This window comes from Qipengyuania algicola (genome assembly GCF_042492175.1).
Lineage (GTDB): Bacteria > Pseudomonadota > Alphaproteobacteria > Sphingomonadales > Sphingomonadaceae > CAJXSN01.
Window position 1 is genome coordinate 20531 of record NZ_CP170453.1, and the last position, 18517, is coordinate 39047.

At 61.7% G+C, this 18517-nt stretch carries 20 protein-coding genes and 1 tRNA gene; 6 read left to right on the plus strand and 15 right to left on the minus strand.

Annotation, left to right across the window (positions count from 1 at the left end):
- Positions 1–44: 44 nt before the first annotated feature.
- Positions 45–701 (plus strand): LuxR C-terminal-related transcriptional regulator, encoded by a 657-nt coding sequence (locus ACFCW2_RS00110; protein ID WP_379547249.1) that lies wholly within the window; start codon positions 45–47, stop codon positions 699–701.
- A gap of 21 nt (positions 702–722) precedes the next feature.
- Here ACFCW2_RS00110 and ACFCW2_RS00115 read toward each other — a convergent pair whose 3' ends face one another.
- Both ACFCW2_RS00115 and ACFCW2_RS00120 read right to left on the minus strand, forming a co-directional pair.
- The gene (locus ACFCW2_RS00115; RefSeq protein WP_379547251.1) at positions 723–1946 is read right to left on the minus strand and encodes a type III PLP-dependent enzyme; all 1224 of its coding nucleotides are present in this window, start codon (positions 1944–1946) and stop codon (positions 723–725) included.
- A gap of 264 nt (positions 1947–2210) precedes the next feature.
- Positions 2211–2771 carry a LemA family protein gene (locus ACFCW2_RS00120; protein WP_379547252.1) on the minus strand — a complete coding sequence of 187 codons (561 nt, stop codon included), beginning with the start codon at positions 2769–2771 and terminating at the stop codon, positions 2211–2213.
- A gap of 77 nt (positions 2772–2848) precedes the next feature.
- On the opposite strand from ACFCW2_RS00120, the gene ACFCW2_RS00125 reads away from it, so the two are divergent.
- A complete protein-coding gene (locus tag ACFCW2_RS00125; RefSeq protein ID WP_379547254.1) occupies positions 2849–3790 on the plus strand; it encodes a DUF3137 domain-containing protein in 942 nt (313 codons plus the stop codon).
- A gap of 6 nt (positions 3791–3796) precedes the next feature.
- Here the strand turns inward: ACFCW2_RS00125 and ACFCW2_RS00130 are convergent, their stop codons facing one another.
- Genes ACFCW2_RS00130 through ACFCW2_RS00140 form a run of 3 tightly spaced genes read right to left on the minus strand, consistent with a single transcriptional unit; the run spans position 3797 to position 6739 of the window.
- Positions 3797–4975: a carboxynorspermidine decarboxylase gene (locus tag ACFCW2_RS00130; protein WP_379547255.1), complete on the minus strand. Its 1179-nt coding sequence runs from the start codon at positions 4973–4975 to the stop codon at positions 3797–3799.
- A complete protein-coding gene (locus ACFCW2_RS00135) occupies positions 4975–5448 on the minus strand; it encodes an O-acetyl-ADP-ribose deacetylase (RefSeq protein ID WP_379547257.1) in 474 nt (157 codons plus the stop codon). Before ACFCW2_RS00135 ends, ACFCW2_RS00130 begins: the two co-directional genes overlap by 1 nt.
- A gap of 55 nt (positions 5449–5503) precedes the next feature.
- Positions 5504–6739, minus strand: coding sequence for a saccharopine dehydrogenase family protein (locus ACFCW2_RS00140; protein WP_379547259.1), 1236 nt, complete (start codon positions 6737–6739; stop codon positions 5504–5506).
- Positions 6740–6798: 59 nt separating this feature from the next.
- On the opposite strand from ACFCW2_RS00140, the gene ACFCW2_RS00145 reads away from it, so the two are divergent.
- The 3 genes from ACFCW2_RS00145 (at position 6799) to ACFCW2_RS00155 (ending at position 8713) form a co-directional block, all read left to right on the plus strand.
- Positions 6799–7749 (plus strand): threonine ammonia-lyase, encoded by a 951-nt coding sequence (locus ACFCW2_RS00145; RefSeq protein WP_379547261.1) that lies wholly within the window; start codon positions 6799–6801, stop codon positions 7747–7749.
- Between the two features lie 68 nt (positions 7750–7817).
- A complete protein-coding gene (locus ACFCW2_RS00150) occupies positions 7818–8282 on the plus strand; it encodes an MAPEG family protein (protein ID WP_379547263.1) in 465 nt (154 codons plus the stop codon).
- Positions 8279–8713, plus strand: a complete 435-nt coding sequence (locus tag ACFCW2_RS00155; RefSeq protein WP_379547264.1) for an MAPEG family protein — start codon at positions 8279–8281, stop codon at positions 8711–8713. The genes ACFCW2_RS00150 and ACFCW2_RS00155 overlap by 4 nt, the downstream gene beginning before the upstream one ends.
- A gap of 21 nt (positions 8714–8734) precedes the next feature.
- On the opposite strand, the gene trxB is transcribed toward ACFCW2_RS00155, so the two are convergent.
- Together trxB and ACFCW2_RS00165 are read right to left on the minus strand one after the other, a co-directional pair.
- On the minus strand, positions 8735–9724 hold the full coding sequence (gene trxB / locus ACFCW2_RS00160) for a thioredoxin-disulfide reductase (RefSeq protein WP_379547266.1): 990 nt from the start codon (positions 9722–9724) through the stop codon (positions 8735–8737).
- A 61-nt stretch (positions 9725–9785) separates the two neighbouring features.
- A complete protein-coding gene (locus ACFCW2_RS00165; protein WP_379547268.1) occupies positions 9786–10562 on the minus strand; it encodes a tyrosine-protein phosphatase in 777 nt (258 codons plus the stop codon).
- A 148-nt stretch (positions 10563–10710) separates the two neighbouring features.
- Here ACFCW2_RS00165 and ACFCW2_RS00170 point away from each other — a divergent pair, with 148 nt between their 5' ends.
- Positions 10711–11178, plus strand: a complete 468-nt coding sequence (locus ACFCW2_RS00170; RefSeq protein WP_379547270.1) for a response regulator — start codon at positions 10711–10713, stop codon at positions 11176–11178.
- Positions 11179–11184: 6 nt separating this feature from the next.
- Here the strand turns inward: ACFCW2_RS00170 and ACFCW2_RS00175 are convergent, their stop codons facing one another.
- The 8 genes from ACFCW2_RS00175 to ACFCW2_RS00210 form a co-directional block, all read right to left on the minus strand.
- Complete coding sequence (locus tag ACFCW2_RS00175) at positions 11185–12561, minus strand: alpha,alpha-trehalose-phosphate synthase (UDP-forming) (RefSeq protein ID WP_379547272.1); 1377 nt, start codon at positions 12559–12561, stop codon at positions 11185–11187.
- A 10-nt stretch (positions 12562–12571) separates the two neighbouring features.
- Positions 12572–14410, minus strand: a complete 1839-nt coding sequence (locus tag ACFCW2_RS00180; RefSeq protein ID WP_379547274.1) for a glycoside hydrolase family 15 protein — start codon at positions 14408–14410, stop codon at positions 12572–12574.
- Positions 14395–15126, minus strand: coding sequence for a trehalose-phosphatase (gene otsB / locus ACFCW2_RS00185; RefSeq protein WP_379547276.1), 732 nt, complete (start codon positions 15124–15126; stop codon positions 14395–14397). Before otsB ends, ACFCW2_RS00180 begins: the two co-directional genes overlap by 16 nt.
- A gap of 31 nt (positions 15127–15157) precedes the next feature.
- Positions 15158–15234, minus strand: a tRNA-Met gene (locus ACFCW2_RS00190).
- 105 nt (positions 15235–15339) lie between these two features.
- A complete protein-coding gene (locus ACFCW2_RS00195; RefSeq protein ID WP_379547278.1) occupies positions 15340–15864 on the minus strand; it encodes a 2'-5' RNA ligase family protein in 525 nt (174 codons plus the stop codon).
- On the minus strand, positions 15861–16829 hold the full coding sequence (gene mltG / locus ACFCW2_RS00200) for an endolytic transglycosylase MltG (protein ID WP_379547280.1): 969 nt from the start codon (positions 16827–16829) through the stop codon (positions 15861–15863). The genes ACFCW2_RS00195 and mltG overlap by 4 nt, the downstream gene beginning before the upstream one ends.
- Before the next feature lie 4 nt (positions 16830–16833).
- Positions 16834–18093 (minus strand): beta-ketoacyl-ACP synthase II, encoded by a 1260-nt coding sequence (gene fabF / locus ACFCW2_RS00205; protein WP_379547281.1) that lies wholly within the window; start codon positions 18091–18093, stop codon positions 16834–16836.
- A gap of 129 nt (positions 18094–18222) precedes the next feature.
- A complete protein-coding gene (locus ACFCW2_RS00210; RefSeq protein ID WP_379547283.1) occupies positions 18223–18459 on the minus strand; it encodes an acyl carrier protein in 237 nt (78 codons plus the stop codon).
- Positions 18460–18517: the final 58 nt, after the last annotated feature.

Here is an 18517-nt window from a genome sequence, read left to right on the forward strand (position 1 = left end):
TTTGCCCCGTTGATTTTACGGCGAATCGGCCCAATATACGGTTCATGAACGATGGAACCTCCTCGTCCGATCCCGCAGCCGTCCCGGCTGAAAAGATCGACCCGCCGCCGCAATGGGTTCTCGACCTGATTGAAGGCAGCCCGATTGCCTCTGTGGTCTCCGATCCGCGACTGCCGGACAATCCGTTGATTGCCATCAACAAGGCGTTCGAGGATCTGACCGGATTTTCCAAAGAAGAATGCGTTGGCCGCAATTGCCGCTTCCTTGCGGGCAGCGGTACGGAGCCGTGGCTGACCGAGAAAATCCGCGAAGGCGTGCGCGAGCATAAGCCGGTTCTGGTCGAGATCCTGAATTACAAAAAAGACGGCACCCCGTTCCGCAATGCGGTACTGGTCGCCCCGATCTATGGCGACGAGGATCAGCTGCAATATTTCCTCGGCAGTCAGGTCGAAATTGCCGAAGGCGACAGCAGTGTCTCTATCGGTCGCCAGCAGCGTGCTGCAGAGGCTCTCAAGACCCTCTCGCCGCGCCAGTTCGAAGTGACGCGGATGGTCGCATCGGGCCTGCGCAACAAACAGGTTGCCGCCGAGCTGGGGCTATCGGAGAAAACCGTGAAGATGCATCGCGGTCTGGCCATGGAGAAGCTTGGCTTCACTTCCAGCGCCGATCTTGTGCGGATTGCGGTCGAAGCCGGAATTTAAAGCCCGGCTTCTAGCCAGACCTCACCACAGATTGACGACGTTGTCGCTTTCGGGCCGTGCGCGGTCGCCGCGATAGAGGCTGTCCATCGGCTCGTCCGTCACGGTCACGCTGAGGGCCGCATCAAAGCCGTTGAAGCTGGTTTTCATGACCGCGCCATAGGCACCCAGCATGCCGATTTCGATATAATCGCCCGCCTGCATGTCCTCCGGCAAGGCGAAGGGCCCGGGCATGTAATCAGCATCGTCGCAAGTCGGCCCGTAGAACGCAAAATCCATCGGCGGCTTGATCAGATCGTCTTCCAGCGCGCGGACCGGGAATTTCCAGTCCACATGCGCGGCATCGAACAGCGCGCCATAGGCGCCGTCATTGATATATAGCTCCGCCCCGCGGCGCTTCTCCACCTTCACGATCAGCGAAGAATATTCCGCCGACAGCGCCCGCCCCGGCTCGCACCACAATTCCGCATTGTAGGCGATGGGCAGCGCATAGAAGTGCTGGTGAATAATCTGGAAATAGTCCTCCAGCGGCGGAGGCTCCATGCCCGGATAGACGCTGGGAAAGCCGCCGCCGACATCAATCATGTCGATCACAACGGAGGCCTCCGCAATCGCCGCGCGGGTGCGGTCCAGCGCCTGCACGAAAGCGAACGGGCTCATCGCCTGGCTGCCGACATGGAAACACACGCCCAGCCAGTCCGCATGCTGGCGGGCATCCTGCAGCAGAGCGGGTGCTTCGGTCAGATCGCAGCCGAACTTGGCGGCCAGTGACAGCGCGGCATGCTCGCTGGAGACGCGCAGACGAACGCACAGGCGCAGATCCTGTGCCGGATTGCCTTCCTCGTCGCGGCAGGCATCGACAATCTTCGCCAGCTCTTCATGGCTGTCGAGGCTGAAAGTGCGCACGCCGTGCTTGAAGTAAGCCTCGCGGATCGCGCCGGGGGCCTTGATCGGATGCATGAAGCACAATGTCGCATCGGGCAGTGTGGCGCGCACCAGCCGCACCTCAGCGATGGAGGCGACATCATAATGCGTCAGGCCGGCATCCCACAGAGTGCGCAGAAGATCGGGCGAAGGATTGGCCTTCACCGCATAGAGCGATTTGCCCGGAAACTTCTCGATGAAGAACCGCGCGGCACGCGTGGCCGCATGCGGACGGTTGAGAATGACAGGTTCGTCCGGCTTCAGCGCCCGGACGACAGCCACCGCATCGGAATAGACGGGGTGTGCGTCAGCAGAATTGTGCAACTCAAGAGACCCCCGGTCGATACGATGGAAAAATAAGGCCCTGTGGCGGGCCTGCTGTCAGTAATACGCGTCCCCCTGGCACCGAGTTCCTGCCCTCTGGAATCAAAGGACATTGTCGGCAGGTCGCGGGCCTTTAGTCGGCGAATATCGCGTGCGCAACTGGAAACTGCGCAAGGCGTGAACGGACGGTGCGGCTATGCCCCACGCGCGATGAATAGAGGCTGAGAAACGCGCCGGATTTGTGCGGACGCAACCGCAAGTCTGCTACTTGCGGAATGAGATATCCGGCACCTGATCGACCACGCCTTCTTCGCTGTCGTCCAGACGGTGGAAATCCGCCTGTTCGAAGCCGAGAGCGCCGGCGAACAGGATGGCAGGAAAGCTCTCCCGCGCCGTGTTGAACCGCGAGACGGCCGCGTTCAGCGCACGCCGTGAAGCCGCGAGCTTGTCCTCCACATCGGACAATTCGCGCTGCAATTCCTGGAAATTGACGTTCGCCTTAAGGTCCGGATAGGCCTCGCCCAGCGCCAGCAGCTTATCGAGCGCCACTTTGAACTGCGCCTCGTCGCTCGATTTGACCTCGCCCTGCGCCGCCTTGTTGCGGGCGGCGATCACACTATCGAGCGTTTCCTTCTCGTGGCTGGCATAGCCCCGCACGGTCTCAACCAGATTGGGGACCAGATCATGCCGCAGACGCAATTGCGCATCGATATCGGCGACGCCCTGCTGGACGTTCTGCCGCAGCCCCACCAGCCGGTTGTAAATCCCGATTACCAGCAGAGCGATGAGCGCGAGCACGCCCAGAATGATGATTGCCGTCCACATGTTTTAACCCCAATCTTGTCCCGACCCGTGTATATTGGCACCACACGATTACCAAGGGGTCAAGAAATTTGGTCGAAGTGCCTGACATCGACCGGCTGATGGCCGGATCACTGGGGACGTTTCTGCAGGAGCAGCGCGGAGAGCGCGAGGCTGCCAAGGGCGAGGCCTGGGACCGTGCCTGGAAGGCGGCCATGATTGCCGGTCCGCTGGCCATTCTTGGCCTGATTCTGGTCCCGGTGGATTTCGGCCTGAAGATCTGGGCGTGTTTTGCAGTGGTGACCTTTATCGGGGTGTGGGTGTGGAAGCCGATCGCTGCGGCCAAGAAGCGCGTCAAAATCGGCATCAATGAAGGCATCGCCGAGGCGCTGGGCTTCACCTACGAACACGACGGCGAAAAGGGGCGCGAATACGAGTTGGCCGAGCAATTCGGCCTGCTGCCCGATTGCGACCGGTCCGGCGTGGAGGATTTCTGGTCCGGCACTCTGGGCGATCACGCGTTCAAGCTGCACGAGGCGCATCTGGAAGAACGGCGCGGCTCGGGCAAGAACCGACGCTGGGTCACGGTGTTTCGCGGCGCCATCCTGCGGATCGGGTCGGGCCGCACCTTCCACGGCATCACGCTGCTGCAACGCGCAGGCAAGCACAAGAAGTGGTTCGGAGGGCGCAAGGACAGCGTCAAATTCGGCGATCACCGGCTCGACATTGTCGACATGGTCCATCCCGATTTCGACGACACATTCGAAGTGTGGAGCGACGACCAGACCGAGGCGCGCTATCTGGTCGATCCGCTCTATGTCGAGCGCCTGCTGGAACTGGAGAAATCCTTCGAGGGAAAGGACATCTGCTCGCTGTTTGTCGAGGGCGATATTCTGGTCGCCGTGCGCAGCGGCAATATGTTCGAAGGCGGCACGATGAACCCTGAAAGCGACCGCTTCATGGTGGAAAAATGCGCCGGGCAATTCGCCTCGATGGGACGACTGGCCAAATCGGTGCAGAAGGATTTCGGATTTACGCGCTAGCGGGCTCTAGCTCAGCCGGTTGCGGAAATCCTCGTAGCCGAATTCCTTCACCTGCTCGAGCATGTCGGTCTCGCTGTCCCACAGCCAGATGCCGGGCAGTGGCACGCCGTTGAACGTGTTGGTCTTCACCATCGAATAATGCGCCTGGTCGAGAAACGCGATCCGCCGCCCGGCCTCTGCCCCGCCCGGCACATGATAATCGCCGATCACATCGCCTGCGAGGCAGGATGGGCCGCCCAGCCTGACGGGAGGCTGCCCCCCTCCCCCTTCCTCGCCCAGCATTGCAGGCCGATACGGAGCCTCAATCACATCCGGCATATGGCAGGTCGCGCTGACATCGGTGATGGCGAAGGGCACTTCGTTGACGCCGGTATCGAGAATGGTGCCCACCAGAATGCCCGCATCCAGCGCCACCGCTTCACCCGGCTCCAGATAGATTTCCGCGCCGGTGTCTTCCTTCGCGTCGCGCAGAAACTCGATCAGTTCCTCGCGCTGGTAGTCCGCGCGGGTGATGTGGTGCCCGCCGCCCATATTGATCCACTTGAGCTGCCCGAACCAAGGCTCGATGGCGTCGAACACCTTGCCCCACGTCTGCGCCAGCGGCTCGAAATCCTGCTCGCACAGATTGTGGAAGTGAATGCCTTCTACGCCCTCCATATGCTCTTCGGCCAGCTGATCGAGCGGGAAGCCCAGACGGCTGCCCGGACTGGAGGGGTCGTAGCGCGCCACTTCGCCGGTCGGCACTTGCGGATTGATCCTCAGGCCCACGCTGACATCGCCGCCGGTCACCGCTGCCTGATCGAGGATCAGGGCCGCGCGCGCCATCTGGGCAGGCGAATTGAAGATTACATGGTCGGACAGTCGGCAGACCTCTTCCAGATCCTCCGGCCTGTACGCCGCGCAATAGGTGCTGATTTCGCCGTCGTAATATTCCGACGCCAGCCGTGCCTCCCACAAGCCGCTGGTGCAGGTCCCGTCGAGATATTCTCCGATCATCGGCGCGACCGAGAACATGCTAAACGCCTTGAGCGCCGCAAGCATCTTGATATCCGCGTCGTCGCGGATTTCGGCGAGGATCTGCAGGTTGGCCCGCAATCTGGCCGCGTCCACCACGAAGGCGGGACTATCGACACGATTGAGGTCGAAATGCGCAAAAGCGCCCGGATCTCCGGCTTTGGTTTCCATTAGAAAGCTTTCATCGCTTTTGTAAAAGCATCGGTAGCCTGCTCATCGAAGCAAACCAGAGCGATCCGGTCAAAAGCCTCGGGATGCTGTTCGACAAATGCCGAGATGGTCGCAACTGCAGTCTGCGCCGCGCTCGCCAGCGGATAATTGAATATGCCAGTCGAGATAGCCGGGATGCCAATTGTTCGCGCGCTGATTTCAAGCGCGCGGCTGAGCGACTCGCTATAACAGCTAGCGAGTTGCTCAGCTTCACCGTTTTCGCCCCCTCGCCAAACCGGACCGACAGTGTGAATTATCCAGTTCGCCGGCAGATCATAGCCTTTTGTCACTTTGGCCTGCCCAGTCTTGCACCCCCCAAGAAGTCGGCATTCGTGGACGAGCTCTTTGCCGGCCGCCCGATGGATCGCGCCATCCACGCCGCCGCCTCCCAGCAGAGACGAGTTTGCCGCGTTCACAATCGCGTCGAACTCCATCTTGACGATGTTCCCCTCGACAGCCTCGATCGTGGTTGATCCAATTATCATGGGCTTAAAACCCGACCGGCCCGTCCATCTCCACGACGTTCCAAGGCAGGCCGTGTTCGTTCAGCATCTCCATGAAGGGATCGGGGTCGAATTCTTCCATGTTGAACACGCCGTCACCGGACCACTCGCCCGTCAGCATCATCGCGCTGCCGATCATCGCGGGAACGCCTGTGGTATAGCTGACGCCTTGGTTGCCGGTCTCTTCGTAGGCCGCCTCGTGGCTGCAGATATTATTAATGTAGAACGTCTTCTCGCCTGACCCATCCCGCGCCTCACCCGTGGCGATGCAGCCGATATTGGTGTTGCCGGTGGTTGTCTCGCCCAGCGTTTCGGGCTTCGGCAGAACAGCGGCGAGGAATTGCAGCGGGACGATTTCGCGGCCCTGATATTTGATTGGCTCGATCCCGGTCATGCCGACATTTTGTAGCACGGTCAGGTGCTTGATGTACTCATCGCCAAAGGTCATCCAGAAGCGCGCGCGCTCCAGCTCGGGGATGAACTTGCTCAGGCTCTCCAGTTCCTCGTGATACATCAGATAGGCATTGCGCTTGCCGACCTGATCGAAGTCGAACTCCGTCTTCACCTGCATTGCGGGTGTCTCTACCCATTCGCCATTTTCCCAATGCCGCGCGGGCGCGGTGACTTCGCGGATGTTGATTTCGGGATTGAAATTGGTGGCAAACGCCTGCCCGTGATCGCCGCCATTGCAGTCGAGAATGTCGAGTTGGCGGATGGTCTTCAGCTTGTGCTTCTTCAGCCACATCGTGAAGACACTGGTCACGCCGGGATCGAAGCCGGAGCCGAGCAGCGCCATCAGGCCCGCTTCCTTGAACCGGTCATGATAGGCCCACTGCCATTTGTATTCGAACTTCGCCTCGTCCTTCGGCTCGTAATTCGCTGTGTCGAGATAATGCACGCCCGCCTCCAGACAGGCATCCATGATCGGCAAATCCTGATACGGCAGAGCGAGGTTCACTACGAGGCGGGGCTGCACCTTGCGGATCAGATTGACCATGGCGGGCACTTCTTCCGCGTCGATCTCGTAAGTGCTGACCCCCTGCCCCGTGCGCTCCTTCACGCTCTCCGCAATCGCATCGCATTTCGACTTGGTGCGGCTGGCAAGATGGATGTCGCCGAAGATGCCACTATTCATGGCCATCTTGTGGACGCACACCGAGCTGACGCCGCCCGCGCCAATGACGAGAACGGGTGCGGGGACTGTGGCAGGATTGGACGACATGGATAGCTCCCGTGAAAATTGCTTGCGGCTCACATAGTCCAATGCGCTAGGAGGGCAATATGATCCGCACTCCCACACATGAAGGCGTCCTCGAAGCCGCCGGGAAGATTGCCGCAATCCTTCCACCCACCCCGCTGCTGCCGGTGGAAATCCGGGGCACACAGTGCCGCGTGAAGGCAGAGAATCTGCAACCCATCGGGGCGTTCAAAATCCGCGGGGGCTGGCACCGGCTTTCCGCGATGAGCGATGCGGAGAAGGCCAAAGGTGTGGTTGCAGTCTCCAGCGGCAACCATGCGCAGGGCGTGGCCTGGGCAGCGCGGCGGCTGGGCATTGCCGCGACCATCGTGATGCCGCGCGATGCGCCGCAGGTGAAGCTGGAGGGCACACGCGCCTTGGGGGCGGAAATAGTGCTTTATGACCGGCCCGGCGAGGACCGCGACGAGGTGGCAGCCCGGCTGCTGGAAGAGAGAGGCGGCACGCTGGTGCATGCTTTTGGCGATCCGTGGGTGATCGAAGGGCAAGGCAGCGCGGGCGTGGAGCTGACCAAGCAGATGGGGCGCGAGCCCTCGCGCATCGTCGCATGCTGCGGCGGCGGAGGACTGGCGGCCGGCCTCGCCCTCGCCTGCCCCGAAGCCGAAATCGTGCCGGTGGAGCCGGAAGGCTGGGACATGGTCGGACAAGCGCTGGAGCGTGGAGAAATCGTCCAGGTCGGCGATCCCAAGCCCAAGACCATCTGCGATGCTCTACAACCCGACGCGACCAAGCAGATCAATCTGGATGTGCTGCAAGGACGCAGCCAGCCGGGCGTCACCGTGACCGACGATGAAGTGCGTGCGGCCCAGCGTTTTGCGTGTCGCAGCCTCAACCTGGTGGTCGAACCCGGCGGTGCGGCCGCCCTTGCAGCAGCGCTGGCGGGCAAGGTGGCACTGGACGAAAACACGGTCATAATGTTGACCGGCGGCAATGCCGATCCGGCTGCTTTCGCCCGCACGATCTCCACAGGCAGCTGACTGTGAATTGACAATGCGGCGCTGCCCTTGCAGCTAGGCCCGCAATTCAGGGAGGGATTTCACACATCATGCAAGCTCAAATGCTCGCTCCGGCAGCCGTGCTGATCGTATGGTCGCTGATAATGATCTTCTGGATCGCCTTCACCCGCTTCCCCGCGGTCAAGAATCTTGCGCAGGATGGTGGCATCGATCTTGGCAAGGCAAAAGCCGGCGCGAGGGGCGGCGATCTGGATGACAAATTGCCGCCGCGCGCGGTCTGGCCCTCGCACAATTACACGCATCTGATGGAGCAGCCGACCATCTTCTATCCGGCTGTCGTCATCGTTGCGATCATGGGGGCAAGCGCAATCGACGTGACGCTGGCGTGGATTTACGTTGCGCTGCGCATCGTCCATTCAATCTGGCAGGCCACGGTCAACACGCTGAAGGTGCGCTTTCTGCTGTTCCTTCTTTCAACCATCGCCCTCATCGTGCTCGCCGTGCGAGCCGTGATCGCGACCCTCTTCTTCGATCCCGGAGCTTTGCCGCTATGAATGAAATGTCGATTCTGCAGCCCACCGTGGCTCTGCTGATCTGGACCATGATCATGTGGGCGTGGATGTATGCCACCCGCATTCCGGCGATGAGCAAGGCCAATGTCGCGCCCAACGATGCCGCAGTGCCGGGCACTTTGGACAAGACGCTGCCTGCCAGCGTTCAGGCAAAGGCGCACAATTACAATCACCTGCATGAACAGCCGACGGTGTTCTACGCCACCGCAATCATTCTGGCGATCACGGGTCAGGGCGGCGATATGAATACGCTGCTGGCGTGGATCTATGTCGGCCTGCGCGTGGCGCATTCACTGGTTCAGGCAACCGCCAATGTAGTGATGGCCCGCTTCGTGTTGTTCGCTCTGTCGAGCCTGGTGCTGATCGCGCTGATCTTCCACGCGAGCATTCAGGTGTTCGACATTCACATGTAGAGTTTGCGAAGCGGCGGGGTTCTACTCCGCCGCTTCGACCTCTGGCATCTCGTCCTTCGCGAAATCGAGCGTTGCCAGGAACCGCTCGGCATCGAGCGCGGCCATGCAGCCCACTCCCGCAGCGGTCACCGCCTGACGATAGGTGTGATCCATCACGTCACCCGCGGCAAAGACACCGGGGATCGAAGTCTTGGGCGTGCCCGGCTCGACCAGCAGGTAGCCGGTGTCGTCCATCGGCAGCTTGCCTTTGAACAGCTCGGTCGCCGGAGCGTGACCGATGGCGACGAACGCCCCGTCAACTTCCAGCGTGGAGGTTTCGCCGGTCACGGTATCCTTCAGAACCAGATGATGCAGCGCACCGTCTTCGCCCGCCTCGAAGCTATCGACCGTCTTGTTCCACAGCGTATTGATCTTGTCGGATGCAAAAACGCGCTCCTGCAAAATCTTCTCGGCGCGCAATTCATCGCGGCGGTGGATCAGCGTCACATCGTCGGAATGGTTGGTCAGATAGAGCGCTTCCTCGACCGCAGTGTTCCCGCCGCCGATCACCGCGACTTTCTTGCCGCGATAAAAGAACCCGTCGCAGGTCGCGCAGGCGCTCACGCCCTTGCCGCCCAGTTCCTGTTCGCCCGGCACGCCCAGCCATTTGGCCTGCGCGCCCGTGGCGATCACCAGCACGTCACCGATATAAATATCGCCGCTGTCGCCAACCGCGCGGAACGGGCTGCCCCCGGCAATGTCCACGTCGACAATGGTGTCCCACATCATCCGCGTACCGACATGCTCGGCCTGCGCCTTCATCTCTTCCATCAGCCACGGGCCCTGCACCACATCGCGAAAACCGGGATAGTTCTCGACATCGGTGGTGATGGTCAGCTGTCCGCCGGGCTGGAGGCCCTGCACCACGATAGGCTCCATCATCGCGCGCGCGCCATAGATCGCGGCGGAATATCCCGCCGGGCCGGAGCCGATGATGAGCATTTTGGTGCGGTGAGTCGTCGGGGTTGCCATGTCGTCTGTATCCGTATGTTCAATTCGTTGACTGCGAATATGGGTATCCGCCGCCGCAATGTCACTCCACGAAGCGGGCCTTCAGCCGCGCGCGCATCGCGTCATCCACACCTATCTCCTGCTCCAGATAGGCGTCGAAGGACCCGTGAGAGGCCGTGACCGCATCGAGATAGGTGCTCAGATATTCGCTGCGCACGCCCATCAGGTTACGCACCGATTCTTCGTCCAGCTTGCCCAGACGCGCTTCTATGCCCGGAAGAGACTGGCGTTTCAGAACTTCGACGCTGGGGGCATGGTTGGTCAGCAGAAACTCGCGCTCGATCATTTCAAACGGCACATCCAGCACATGCAGCAGCATGCTGGCGGCAATTCCGGTGCGGTCCTTGCCGGCAAAGCAATGCACCAGGCTGCCGCCATCTCGCTCGTCCAGAGCCTTGAAATAGCGCCCGAACATGGAGATCATCGCGTCGTTGACCGGCATCCGCGTATAGACGGCGATCATCCGCTGGCGGGCATATTCGCCGGTGGGCATGGTGTCGCCGACATCCTCGTGCGGCGGGCTGCTGGTGGTTTCGCCGGGATGCATGAGCACCTGTGCATCGAACCCATCGCTCCGGCGACACGGATTGCGCTCCCGCTCGCTCTGCCCCCGCAGATCGATCACCGTGCGGATGTCCAGCGCATCGAGCGCCTCCAGATCGGCGTCTTCCGCCTCCACATGCTGGCCCGAGCGGAACAGCAGGCCGGTCCGCACGCGGCCACCATCGCGCGTTTCGTAGCCGCCATAGTCGCGGAAATTGTGAATGCCCTGCATCGGCAGGAAAGGTTCTCGAATCATGCAAGCAGTCGTGGCAGGCCCGCCCCCCTGCGGCAACCGCCGCGCGAATTTCGGCGATCCGTAGCACCACCTAATCGCCGCGCCACCTTTGCTCAGCATCCGCAGATTACACGGGAAGCTATCCGAACCAGCATCGAAAGAGCACAAAGTGGCCCATATACTGATTGTCGATGACGATGAATTCATCGCCGAAATGGCGTCCGAAATCCTGATTACGAAAGGCCATGCCTGCGGCTGGGTGACAAGCGGGGAAGAAGCGCTGACAATGCTGAAATGGCGGCAGCCCGATCTGGTGCTGCTCGATCAGGATATGCCCGGAATGTCGGGCGCACAGGTCTTGCGGGAAATGCGCACTTCGCGGCAGCTATACGATTTGCCGGTCATCATGTTCACCGCAATGAGCGGCGCGAAAGACGAAGAGCAGGCGCGGTTTAACGGGGCCCAGGACTACGTCCGCAAACCGTTCAATCCGCAATTCCTGATGCTGAAGGTGCGCCAGGTTCTAGCCGCGCGTGCCGAGGGGCCAAGGCACCGCACGCTGGAGGCGTTTCTCGCAGAGCGCAACGGGGTCCAATGGGAAGAGGCAAGCGTGCCTGCGCCCCGGCGATTTGTCTGACGGCGGTTACCCGGCCAGATCGGCGGTAAAGCGCTCCGTCCACGCCTGAACATTGTCATCCCGCACCGTCGCCACGCTGGCTTCGTAACGGCGCAAACGCTCCGCCTTTGGCATGTCGAGCGCTTTTCCGATCATATAGGACAGATCGTCCGGACTGTGCGGATTGACCAGCAATGCCTCGGGCAATTGCGCCGCCGCCCCTGCAAAGCGGGACAGGATCAGGACGCCCGGGTCCTCGGGGTCCTGCGCCGCGAGATATTCCTTCGCCACCAGATTCATCCCGTCACGAAGCGGACTGACCATTCCGATCTTCGACGCGCGGAAAAACCCGAACAATTCGGCATGGCTGTAGCCGCGGTTGACGTAGCGGATGGGCACGAGATCGACTTCCGAACGCGCGCCGTTGATCTGCCCGGTCTTCTGCTCCAGCTCTCCGCGGATTTTCTGATAGCTGTCGACATCTTCGCGGCTCGGCGGGGCAATCTGGATATAGACCAGATCACGGACACGCTCGGGGTTCTGGTCGAAGAACCGGCCGATGCCGTCGATCCGTTCGGGCAGGCCTTTGGAATAGTCGAGCCGGTCCACGCCGATCATCGCGGTTCGGTGGCGGGTGGAGGAAAGCAGCCTCTGGCACGCCTGCCGCGCTTCTCCGGTGTCGCCCTGCGCCTGAAAATGGTCCCAGTCGATGCCAATGGGATAGGCGCGCGCGGTGCATTCGCGGCCATCATACGTGACCTTGCCGGTGGCCTCGTCGACCTCGGCACCCAGCTCTTTCTGGCAATAATGCAGGAAGCTTTCGAGCCATTCCTGCGTCTGGAAGCCGACCACATCATACTCCAGCATCGTCTTCACCAGCCGCTCATGCGAGGGCAGCGAGACAAATAGCCGGGTCGGCGGCCACGGCGTATGGAGGAAGAAACCGATGCGGTTCTTCAGCCCGCGCGAGCGCAAGCGCTCCCCCAGTGGCAGCAAGTGATAATCATGCACCCAGACCAGATCGTCTTCCTCGATCAGCGGGGTGACGCTTTCGGCAAAGCGCTCGTTCACCGCTTCGTAGCCCTTAGCGGTTTCGCGTTCGTAGCGGGTCAGATCCAGCCGGTAGTGAAACAGCGGCCATAGCGTCGAATTGGCATAGCCGTTGTAATAATCGTCGACCTCTTGCGGCGTCAGGTCGATGGTCGCCGTGGTTACGCCATCATGGCGCTGCATATTGATCGTGCCGGCGCGCTCCTCGTTCGCCTCTCCCGACCAGCCGAACCACACGCCCTTATGCTTTTTCAGCGCGGAATTGAGCGCTCCCGCCAGCCCGCCTTGCGCACCAGCCGCCCCGCGCGCTTTGGGCACGGCCACTCGGTTCGAGATGACGACAAGGCGGCTCAACGGGGATGACTCAACGGATTTCGCTCCATGGTTTGGACAGCAAACCGGCACAATTGATTATACCTACCAGCGAGTAGGTCTGCGGGAAGTTCCCCCAAAGCTCGCCCGTTTCCCAATCCAGGTCCTCGCTCAGCATGCCGGAGCCGGTGGTGTGGCCCAGCATCGTGCAGAACAATCCGTGCGCCTCCTCGCTGCGCCCGGCCAGATGCAGCGCCTCGATCAGCCAGAAGGTGCAGACATTGAACGCAGTCTCTGGCGCACCGAAATCGTCCTCTGCCGCGTAACGCAGCATGTGCTCCCCGCGCCGCAATTCCTTCTCGATTGCCGCAAAAGTCGACTGGAAACGCGGATCGTCGGGTTTCAAAAACCGAAGATCGATCATCTGCAGCAGGCTGGCATCGAGATAATCGCTCTGGAAACTGGCCTTGTAGTGACCGTCATGGCCGTTGCCATCGGCCTCGACCCAGGCATTGTCTTCGATGGTCTTGCGGATCGCGTCGGCGCGCTCGCGCCAGTATTTTGCGCGGTCCGGCTTATCAAGCAGGCCCGCCGTGCTGGCCAGCCTGTCGCATGCCGCCCAGCTCATGACGGCGGAATAGGTGTGGACCTCCTGCCGTGTACGAAATTCCCACAGGCCGGCATCGGGCTGATCGTGCATCTTCCACGCCATCTCGCCGACTTCCTCAAGGCTCTGGAAATCATGGTCGTCGGCAATGCGCAGCAGCCGTTTGTCGAGGAAGCCCTGCACGGTGGGCAGCACGATCTGTCCGTAACAATCATGCTGGATCTGCTTGTAGGCAGCATTGCCGCGCCGCACCGGGCCCATGCCGCGATAGCCCGCCAGATGCGCCGCCGTAGTCTCGTCCAGCTCGCTCTCGCCCATCACCGAATAGAGCGGCTGGATCTGCCCGCCCTTCGCGCTGTCGACAATGTTGCGCAGATAGCCGAGATATTTCTCCAGCACATCGAGCGCGCCCAGCCGGTTCAGCGCCTGCACCGTGTAATAGGAATCGCGGATCCAGCAGTAGCGGTAATCCCAGTTCCGTTCCGAATGCGCGGCTTCGGGAATCGAGGTGGTCAGCGCCGCGACAATCGCGCCGGTTTCCTCATGCTGGCACAATTTCAGGGTGATGGCGCAGCGGATAACCTCGTCCTGCCATTCGAACGGGGTCGCCAGCCCGCGCACCCAGCGCTGCCAATAGCTGCGCGTGGATTGCTCCATGCGGCGAATTTCCTCGCGCAAATTGCCGACAAACGGTTCGTCCGGGCCGAGGAAGAAATGCGTATCGCCCTCCAGCCGGAAGGTCCGCTGCTCCAGCACATAGCCCACCGGCGCATCGGTGCTGAGGCGCATGGCCTGCCGCCCGACCAGATAGCGGATATGGTTCGTGCCGTGGGTGGTGCCCGCAGGCTCCGCCCCGTAATTCTTCATCGGGTTCAGGATCACCCGCACGCGCGGATTGCCCGCAATTGGGCGCAGGATCCGGCCATAAGCGACCGGGCGATACATCCGCCCCTTGCCTTCGAACCGGGGGCAGAAATCGAGCACCTCGGCAATGCTGCCGTCCTCGGCCTCCAGCCGAGTGACCAGAATGGGCGTGTTGCGGATATAGCTTTGGGTGCTGGAAACCTGCCCCTCCAGCTCGAAGCGCCAGATGCCGCTGTCCCGCCGGTCACCATTGAGCAGGCTGCAAAACACCGGGTCTCCGTCCACGCGCGGCACACAGCCCCACACCAGCGCCCCGCGTGCATCAATCAGCCCGCTGACGTGGCAATTGCCAATCGGCCACAGGTCGAGAGTGGCTTCGAATGCGGACTGTTTTTCAGGAGCGTTCACAGATCCAACCATTGATACACCTCGTCCACGCCGTCCAGTCGATACTGCGCGCCTTGTGAAACCCGCTCGCCCACCGCGATGCCGAAACCGCCCGCATCGGCGCAGGCTGCAAACCCGTCCTCATCCGTCACATCATCGCCGAGGAAGACCGGCGTGCGCCCGGCAAATTCCGGCTGCTGCATCAGCAATTGCACCGCCCCGCCCTTGTCCGCGCCCGGCTGGACCAGCTCCACGACCTGCTTGCCCGCTTTGCACGCCAGACCATGGCGCTGGGCCAAATCGGCGGCGAAGTCGGCCATGGCGGCGAATTTCTCCGGTACTTTGCGCGAATGCAGGCCGGCACCGTGGGGCTTGTCTTCGAAATAAAGCCCGTGCTCGGCAGCATAGTCCTTCAGCGCGGCTTTGGTTTCCGGCGCAATCGGATCGGCAGCGCGGATGGTTTCACCGCTGGGCCCCATGACATGCGCCCCGTGAGAGCCCGCGCGGTAAAGCGGCGGTGACCCGACAAATCGGGTGAGATCATCGATTGCCCTGCCCGAAACCAGCGCCAGCGCCTGCTCCACCGTCCCGGCCAGCCGCACCAGCCGCGCAGCCAGATCATCGGGGACAGCTATCTGTCCCGGCTCTGGCGCAATCGGCACAAGAGTGCCGTCAAAATCGAGAAACAACGCGGCGCGCGGAATTTCAGCCAAAGGCGGGGGAGCTTGCAGTGTCGCTTCGGCACTCATGGTGCACTGCAATAACGATTAATATGGAAAATGGTAGCGGAGGAGGGACTTGAACCCCCGACACGCGGATTATGATTCCGCTGCTCTAACCACCTGAGCTACTCCGCCACATCGGCTGCCCTTTCTCGTGCAGGGGAAACCCCCTGCAGGGCAGGCAGGCGGCGCTCTTACGGCGGTGCTTCCCGCCGGTCAACAACAGCTTTTCCAACGGGGTCAATTACGGCCCCGGAACGCAAAATCCCGCACCGCTTCCCATGGGCCGCCGCGATAGCGGAACAGCGAAAATCCGCGAAAGGCAAAGTGGCTCGGCGCGATTGCGTCCTCCAGCTGCGCTTGCAGCGCCTTGGCCTCTTTGGAGGTGACCTTGTTCTGAATGGTGATGTGCAGGCGCGGCCTGTGCTGGTCCTGCCCGGTCAGCATACCGTGAAACCGGTCGGCAATTTCATCGCGCAGCGCCAGCATGTCCGGGCTTTCCAGTTTCAGCGCCGTGCCGCCGCCCAGCGACATGACCCCGAGCAGCTGCGCCGGAACCGGGGCAACCTCGCCCGCCAGCCGCGCCAGCACTTCGCATATCTCGTCGCCGCACTGAGCAGGCAAGGCGTGAAACAGCGTGACATGCGCTTGCAGATAATTCCGCTCGGGCGGGAAATGCGCGGTTCGCAGGCCGGTTGCCCAGCTGTGCATGTCGCGCGGCAGTTGTGCGGTCAGGATGAAAGGAGCGTCGTCCCGCTCGCTCACATTTCACCACGTTCCCTGCGGAGGTTATACCACTCCTCCACATTGGCGTTGTGCTCGGCCAGCGTGTCGGCGAATTTGTGACCGCCAGTGCCGTCCGCCACCATGAACAGGGCGCTGGTCTTCTCCGGATTAAGAACAGCAGCAATCGCCTCCCGCCCCGGATTGGTGATCGGGCCGGTTGGCAACCCCACACGGGTGTAGGTGTTGTAGCCATTGATCGCCGCGATCTCGGACTGGCGAATGCGGCGGCCGAGCGGCTTGCCCTTGGTGATCGGGTAAATGATCGTCGGATCGGCCTGCAGCAGCATTCCGGTTTTCACCCGGTTGGAATAAAGCCCCGCGACCATTCGCCGCTCCCGCGCGACGCCGGTTTCCTTCTCGACAATACTGGCGAGCGTGACCGCATCCTCGATATTGTCGACCGCGATATCGGGTTTGCGCTTGGGCCATGCCTCGGCCAGATAATTGCGCATCGCTGCCTGCATCCGGGCGAGGACCGCTGTGCGCTCTTCACCGCGTTCGAAGCTGTAGGTGTCGGGCAAGACGCTGCCCTCCACCGGCACGGGTATTTCGCCGGTCAGCAGCGGTTCGGCCATCAGTTTCTCGTACACGATGATGGACGGCGTGCCCTCCGGAATGGTCACAAACCGGTTGATCACATCGCCGTGCTGGAATGTGTCGAGCATGCTGGCAGGCGACGCCCCTTCTGGGATCAGAAACTCGCCCGCCTTCACCGGATCGCCGCTGCCGAGGATTTTTGCCCGCAGCAGGAAGCTGTCCGCCGAGGCAATCAGCTCTTCCTCCTCCAGCTTGTTTGCAACCGAAGTCAGCGTCGCGCCCGATGGCACGACGAAGGATGTCTCCTCCTCCACCATGCCGCCGCCCCACCAGCCGGAGCCGAACCAGGCAAACACCGCCAGCGCCGCGAGTGCCCCAGCGATCACCAGACCCTTCAAGCCTTTCATCGCGTCAGTCGACCTTGCGCATCAGCAGGCTGGCGTTGGTACCGCCGAACCCGAAGCTGTTATTGAGCGCGGCGCGCACTTCGCGTTCCCGTGCCTTGAGCGGCACCAGATCGACGCCCTCGGTGCCTTCGTCGGGATTGTGCAGGTTGAGCGTGGGGGGAACCACCCCGTCGCGCATCGCCAGCAGGCAGAAGATCGCCTCGACCGCGCCGGCACCGCCCAGCAAGTGGCCGATGGCGGATTTGGTGCTGCTCATGCTCGCGCCGCCCAGATCGCTGCCCAGCACACGCATAACGGCGGCCAGTTCGATCGTGTCGGCCATGGTGCTGGTGCCGTGGGCATTGACATAATCGATATCCGCCCCGGTCATCCCAGCCTTCTTCATCGCCATTTCCATGGCTAGCTGGGCGCCCAAGCCATCAGGATGCGGCGCGGTGACGTGATAGGCATCGCCCGACAGGCCATAGCCCGCCACTTCGCCGTAAATCGTCGCGCCGCGAGCTTTCGCGCGCTCATATTCTTCCAGCACCACGACGCCTGCGCCCTCGCCCATGACGAAACCGTCGCGGTCCTTGTCATACGGGCGGCTGGCTTCGGTCGGGCGGTCATTCATGCTCATATTGAGCGCGCGGGCCTGCGCAAAACCGGCAATGCCCAGCGGATTGACGGTGCTTTCGGCCCCGCCCGCCAGCATCACATCGGCATCATCGTCACGGATCATCCGCGCGGCATCGCCAATCGAGTGCGCGCCGGTGGAACAGGCCGTCACCACCGCGTGGTTCGGACCCATGAAGCCGTGCTGGATCTGGACCTGTCCGGTGACGAGATTGATCAGGCGGCCGTGAACGAAGTGAGGGGAGACCCGCCCCGGGCCGCGCTCGTGCAGAACAATCGATTCCTTCTCGATCCCCGGCAAGCCGCCAATGCCGGAGCCGATGGAACAGCCCGTGCGGCGCTTTTCAGCCTCGCTCATATCGGTGAGGCCGGCATCTTCCAGCGCCTGTCCGGCGGCATCGATGCCATAGACAATGAACGGATCGACCTGCCGCTGAACCTTGTGATCCACACGCTTATCGGGGTCGAATCCCCAGGGGTGATCTTTGCCCTTCACCTCGCACGCGATGGTGCATTTGTGCCCTTCGGTATCGAACCGCGTGATCTGCCCTGCACCGCTTTCGCCGGCGATCAGGTTCTTCCAGGTGGTTTCGACATCCCCGCCGAGCGGGGTAACAAGGCCGAGGCCAGTGACGACGACACGCCGCATCAGAATTCTCCATCAGACCCGAATGGGGCCACAAAAATACGAAAGGCCCGGCCCGGCTTGCGGGTCGGGCCTGTCGGTACCCGGGCTAAATCAGCCGGGAAAGTGCCGTTGGGGCCCTTAGCCCCAAGATCAGCCCTTGTTCTCTTCGATATACTTCGTGGCATCGCCGACGGTGGCGATTTTTTCCGCCGCATCATCGGGGATTTCCACGCCGAATTCTTCTTCGAAGGCCATGACCAGCTCGACGATGTCGAGGCTGTCTGCGCCCAGATCGTCGATAAAGCTGGCTTCCTGCGTCACCTTGTCGGCTTCGACACCCAGATGCTCGACAACAATTTTCTGCACGCGGTCAGGTGTATCGCTCATAGTATTCAGACCCTCTCAGTGGGAGTTTTCAAATCTGTCTTTCGCCCTAATGAACGCA

What these genes read in the sequence shown, in the direction of transcription:
- ACFCW2_RS00110 (WP_379547249.1), top strand. Translation starts at nt 45, where the DNA reads ATGAACGATGGAACCTCCTCGTCCGATCCCGCAGCCGTCCCGGCTGAA.
- ACFCW2_RS00120 (WP_379547252.1), bottom strand. Translation starts at nt 2,771, where the DNA reads ATGTGGACGGCAATCATCATTCTGGGCGTGCTCGCGCTCATCGCTCTG.
- ACFCW2_RS00130 (WP_379547255.1), bottom strand. Translation starts at nt 4,975, where the DNA reads ATGGAAACCAAAGCCGGAGATCCGGGCGCTTTTGCGCATTTCGACCTC.
- ACFCW2_RS00135 (WP_379547257.1), bottom strand. Translation starts at nt 5,448, where the DNA reads ATGGAGTTCGACGCGATTGTGAACGCGGCAAACTCGTCTCTGCTGGGA.
- ACFCW2_RS00140 (WP_379547259.1), bottom strand. Translation starts at nt 6,739, where the DNA reads ATGTCGTCCAATCCTGCCACAGTCCCCGCACCCGTTCTCGTCATTGGC.
- ACFCW2_RS00145 (WP_379547261.1), top strand. Translation starts at nt 6,799, where the DNA reads ATGATCCGCACTCCCACACATGAAGGCGTCCTCGAAGCCGCCGGGAAG.
- ACFCW2_RS00150 (WP_379547263.1), top strand. Translation starts at nt 7,818, where the DNA reads ATGCAAGCTCAAATGCTCGCTCCGGCAGCCGTGCTGATCGTATGGTCG.
- ACFCW2_RS00155 (WP_379547264.1), top strand. Translation starts at nt 8,279, where the DNA reads ATGAATGAAATGTCGATTCTGCAGCCCACCGTGGCTCTGCTGATCTGG.
- trxB (WP_379547266.1), bottom strand. Translation starts at nt 9,724, where the DNA reads ATGGCAACCCCGACGACTCACCGCACCAAAATGCTCATCATCGGCTCC.
- ACFCW2_RS00165 (WP_379547268.1), bottom strand. Translation starts at nt 10,562, where the DNA reads ATGATTCGAGAACCTTTCCTGCCGATGCAGGGCATTCACAATTTCCGC.
- ACFCW2_RS00180 (WP_379547274.1), bottom strand. Translation starts at nt 14,410, where the DNA reads ATGGTTGGATCTGTGAACGCTCCTGAAAAACAGTCCGCATTCGAAGCC.
- otsB (WP_379547276.1), bottom strand. Translation starts at nt 15,126, where the DNA reads ATGAGTGCCGAAGCGACACTGCAAGCTCCCCCGCCTTTGGCTGAAATT.
- mltG (WP_379547280.1), bottom strand. Translation starts at nt 16,829, where the DNA reads ATGAAAGGCTTGAAGGGTCTGGTGATCGCTGGGGCACTCGCGGCGCTG.
- fabF (WP_379547281.1), bottom strand. Translation starts at nt 18,093, where the DNA reads ATGCGGCGTGTCGTCGTCACTGGCCTCGGCCTTGTTACCCCGCTCGGC.
- ACFCW2_RS00210 (WP_379547283.1), bottom strand. Translation starts at nt 18,459, where the DNA reads ATGAGCGATACACCTGACCGCGTGCAGAAAATTGTTGTCGAGCATCTG.